The sequence below is a fragment of the Planktotalea sp. genome, assembly GCF_039984035.1.
Lineage (GTDB): Bacteria > Pseudomonadota > Alphaproteobacteria > Rhodobacterales > Rhodobacteraceae > Planktotalea.
This window is the reverse complement of record NZ_JBDWVM010000236.1, coordinates 1-4,357: the sequence shown is the minus strand read 5'-3', so window position 1 is coordinate 4,357 and position 4,357 is coordinate 1. Positions and strand designations below refer to the sequence as shown.

The 4,357-nt window shown below is 53.5% G+C and carries 5 protein-coding genes and 1 pseudogene; 4 read left to right on the top strand and 2 right to left on the bottom strand.

Going from position 1 to position 4,357, the window contains the following annotated elements:
- The 4 genes and pseudogenes from ABJQ89_RS10660 to ABJQ89_RS10645 all read left to right on the top strand — a co-directional run.
- Window positions 1–127, top strand: a pseudogene (locus tag ABJQ89_RS10660) (aminomethyl transferase family protein); the annotation flags it as partial.
- Between the two features lie 91 nt (window positions 128–218).
- Entirely contained in the window at window positions 219–815 is a 597-nt protein-coding gene (locus tag ABJQ89_RS10655) for a dimethylamine monooxygenase subunit DmmA family protein (RefSeq protein WP_348496218.1), read from the top strand.
- Window positions 812–1,774: a PDR/VanB family oxidoreductase gene (locus ABJQ89_RS10650; RefSeq protein ID WP_348496217.1), complete on the top strand. Its 963-nt coding sequence runs from the start codon at window positions 812–814 to the stop codon at window positions 1,772–1,774. Before ABJQ89_RS10655 ends, ABJQ89_RS10650 begins: the two co-directional genes overlap by 4 nt.
- A 9-nt stretch (window positions 1,775–1,783) precedes the next feature.
- Entirely contained in the window at window positions 1,784–2,851 is a 1,068-nt protein-coding gene (locus tag ABJQ89_RS10645; protein WP_348496216.1) for a DUF3445 domain-containing protein, read from the top strand.
- Between the two features lie 33 nt (window positions 2,852–2,884).
- Here the strand turns inward: ABJQ89_RS10645 and ABJQ89_RS10640 are convergent, their stop codons facing one another.
- Together ABJQ89_RS10640 and ABJQ89_RS10635 are read right to left on the bottom strand one after the other, a co-directional pair.
- Window positions 2,885–3,517 (bottom strand): XRE family transcriptional regulator, encoded by a 633-nt coding sequence (locus tag ABJQ89_RS10640; protein WP_348496219.1) that lies wholly within the window; start codon window positions 3,515–3,517, stop codon window positions 2,885–2,887.
- A gap of 146 nt (window positions 3,518–3,663) precedes the next feature.
- Window positions 3,664–4,230: a sarcosine oxidase subunit gamma gene (locus tag ABJQ89_RS10635; protein WP_348496215.1), complete on the bottom strand. Its 567-nt coding sequence runs from the start codon at window positions 4,228–4,230 to the stop codon at window positions 3,664–3,666.
- Window positions 4,231–4,357 lie beyond the last annotated feature (127 nt).

Here is a 4,357-nt window from a genome sequence, read left to right as displayed (position 1 = left end):
ACCAGAGGTGGCAAAAGCTGGCACAAAGCTAACGGTCGTACAGCCCGATGGCACCGAATTGGCCGCATCGGCGGAAGAAATGCCCTTCTACGACAAAGACAAATCGATCCGCACCGCAAAAGGCTGATCCACTTCGCACTCAGGGCACAGGGTTTGAACCTTGTGCCCTTTTCGCTGTCACAGGCAATTTCCAAACGGGGAGACCCCAAGGGAGACCCATGTCAAAATTCGAATTTCCTCCTTCCATCAAAAGCCGCCCTGTCTGGGGCACGCTAGAGCCGCGCGCAGGTATGCATCACCTCATGATCGCAGATGCAGAAGGCGCAGAGGCGCTTCTGGACGTTGCAACGCCTGAACTCGCGGCGCGCGCGCACATCATTTTTATAGCTAAAGGCACTACCTTCGGCGACGCACTGCGCGCTTTGAACCCAGCGCAATATTATGAAGGCCCAAGCTACGCGGCCGCCGCATCGCGTATTGAGCGCGTGTTGCAAGACGCCAAGATGAGCACACAAGTCTATCTCGCAGGCACCGAAGGTTTGATGGGGCAAGCCATGCGCGCCTGTACAGATGCGGGCATTCCCCACACAGCTATTCAAACAGAACATCGCGGCAGCACAGCACGACGGATGCAATGCGTGCATTGCAAAGGCATCACAGAAGAAGTCGAGATTGATCCCTTCGTCTGTTCGCACTGCGGCTTGAACCTGTTCGTACGCGATCACTATTCCCGTCGCTTGGCCGCCTATCAAGGCGTGTGCATCGACGCAGAAGACCCCGGAAATGTTCCAGACTCAAAGGGGATTTACGAATGAGCGGTGCAGAGAAAATCGACGTAACTGTCACGGAAATTACACCTGTGAATGAACTGGTCACGCGTTTCAAGTTTGAGCGCACAGATGGTGGCCTACTCCCCACGTTCTCCGGCGGCGCGCATACGGTTGTCGAGATGAAGGACGGTAAAACAACCCGCCTCAACCCCTACTCGCTCATGTCTGATCCCATGGATCAATCGGCCTACACAATTTCCGTGCGCCGCGATGACGAAGGGCGCGGTGGATCGCTCTTCATGCATCAACGGGTCACCGTCGGCGATCAAATGGTGATCAGCTACCCTGTGAACCTCTTCTCGCTGGATTTGCGCGCTAAAAAGCACCTGTTCTTAGCAGGCGGCATAGGCATCACACCCTTCCTCAGCCAAATCAAACAATGCGAACGTTTGGGCGGCTCATGGGAGCTGCATTATGCCTGTCGCAATGAGGCGCTAGGCTCTTACGTGGACGAGCTGACATCCAAACATCCCTACGAGGCCAATGTTTACTACGACGATCAGGACCAAACGATTGAACTAGAGAACCTGCTGAACGGCCAACCCATCGGTACCCATGTCTATGTGTGCGGGCCAAAGGGGATGATCGATTGGGTACGCTCCACCGCCGAAACACTCGGCTGGCCAAGCGAAGCGGTGCACTACGAGGAATTCCTTGCACCCCAACCGGGCAAGCCGTTTGAGGTCAAGCTCGCTGTCTCCAACAAAGTCATCCAAGTGGGTGAGGACGAAAGCCTGCTGGAAGCAATGGAGCGGAGCGGCGTTGATGCCCCATATCTCTGCCGCGGCGGCGCTTGTGGGCAATGTGAAACCCGCGTAATCGACTACGCTGGAAACTTCATTCACCGCGATCATTGGCTCGAAGAAGAAGAACACGCATCGGGCGACAAGATCATGCCATGCGTCTCGCGATTTGAGGGCAAGACCCTCGTGCTGGACCGATAGGGGATTGCTATGACCATTCAATTCAACGAAGAAACCTTCCGCGACGATTACACGTTCAAAAACTCCGAATGGGCGATCAAACGCTTTCCGTTTCCGTTCCACGAAGACAGCTACATGTATTCGGTCAACATGGAACAACATCGCGGCGGCCCTGAAGGGTCGGTCTATGAAAAACGCTTTGATGTGGACGAGCACTACGTCGCAGAAATGCGCGACCGCGCGATGGTTCTGGCCGATGATCCGCTCCGCTGCCAAAGCCTGCCGCATATGACGCTTGCGGGATGGGATTTGCTCGAACTGATCATGGTGAGCAAATCAGAGGACTATCCCGATTTGTTCGAGCTGCACCGCGACGGCGATCAATGGCGCTGGGTGAACAAACCTCTTGGAATTGATGACACCTTTACCTTCTTGGATGAGGCCACCCTGCCCTATGGCCCGATGGAATATATCACGCGCCAAGCGCAGGGCGATTTCTGCGTACTTGATCAGCGTGACGATAACCTGTGGATGGATGCAGGCACGGTCACAACGCAGGCCGATTGGTCGCTTGATTTCGATATCGGGATGAACTTCTTTGAATGGCACGCGCCTGTGCCATTGGCACATGAGAAGGGTATCTTCGTACGCGCGTTAAAGTTCCTGCTTAATATCCAGCAAGGCGCGCCAGCGCGGCGGTTGAACTGGACAATGACAGTGAACCCGCTGCTCGACACATCACCAGAGAACTATCATAAATGGGGCGTGCAAAAGACAACACTCACGCCTGAAAACATCGGCTCCAAACAGCACCTTCGGGTCGAGCTACAAACTTTCTTCCGGCTCCCCCGTTCTAACGCGTTGGTCTTCCCGATCCGCTGTTACCTGTGCAGCTTTGAGGATTTGATGACGATGCCCAAATGGGGTCGTCGTTTGCACCGTGTGATCCGCGATCTTCCTGAAGAATTGGCGACCTATAAAGGTTTCATCGACAACCGTCCAATGATGCTGGATTACCTATCAAAGTTTGATGATGGGAAGCCGACAAGTGCAGGAATTTGGCCAGATCAAGAAACTGAGCCTGCCCTAGAAATCTAAAAGTAGGGTGCGTGAAACCACGCACCTTACGATTTACTGCACGGATTGTGGGTAGCTGATAATCGAAAGATAGCGCGCGGGTAGTTCGACCAGAACTTCAGGCCCGTGCGGTGCATCAGCGTCAAAGAACAGCGTATCCCCTGCCTCCAAGGAATAGACATCATCGCCGTGACGATAGTCTACTTTGCCTTCAAGCATGTAGATGGTCTCAATCCCACCATGCTGGAACGCGGGAAAAACATCTGATTTTCCCGTAAGTGTAATCAAATAGGGTTCAACGATAACGCCGCTGGAATTAGCGCCAATGTGACCGAGCAGGTTATACTGATGCCCAGCGCGCGTTCCTTCGCGTTCTAGCTCAACACCCTCACCTGCTTTTGTATGAACCGCTGAGCGCTGTTCCTCAAAGCGGCGAAAGAAGCTGGTCAGTGGAACCGACAGAGCATTCGCTAGGGTCTGCAATGTGCTGAGCGAGGGAGAGGTATTGCCGTTCTCAATCTTTGAGAGCATCCCAATCGACAGGCCCGTCTTCGTCGCCAGCTCCGCGACTGTGATCTCTTTTTGTTTGCGAAAGGCGCGCACCTCGCGACCAATTGCGACCTCAAGAACTTTCTCACGCTCACCGACCGAGGTGACGTGTGGATCTTGGTTAAGTTTGACAACCATTTCAGGCGATACCGCTTCAATTTTCATTTTCAGTCACATAATAGCGCGGTTTCACAAAGACAATATCTGTCATTACTCCCCCCGACTCTCATTATCTGACTTTACTATAGGTGAAAAAATTTCCCTTTAGTAAAAAAATTTTCCCTTTAGGCTATCGAGCGCATCGCAGTAATAATCGCATGATGCACAGAACCAGCAGAGGCACGCGGCCCCATGATACGTAAACCCTGTGCCGCTTCCAGATGGAGTACAAAACACCCAAGATGGTGAATGGATGTGCGCTGTACATCCGCTGGGCCAAAACTGCGCATGTTAATTCCGCAGAGCAATTCCATCGCGGCTTCGACAGATTGACCGGTTAAATCGAAACTCGCCCAAGCATCCGTTTGCTCAGTGACGGAACCTATACCGGCAAAGACAGGTGCCAAATCCAGTGCGATGGTTTCATGGCTCTCAAAGGGTGCGCTGAGCATCCACTGATCCGGCCCTGTCCAAAAGGCACTGAGCGGGTCGGCAAACACAGCTTTGCCCACTTCAGGGACAGCAGCATTGAGCTGGGCGTTCAGCTTTTCTTTGCACGCCTCTTCGTGACAAAGCCGCGCATGAACAGATGCCAAGGCGAGATCGATATTCTCTGTCAAAGTCAAATCGCCAATCGTATCGACGCGGGCAGATGTGCCGCCCAGTGGCGTGATCGCTGTTAAACTATGCACGTTGGCGTCCTCCTTCCGGATCAACAAAATGGGCTGAGGTGACTTCAACCACGACTTCGCTCTGCGTGACAGGCGACACAAGACGCATCTGTTCCCCAAGCCGCGCATCACCGGATTTGATGTAAGC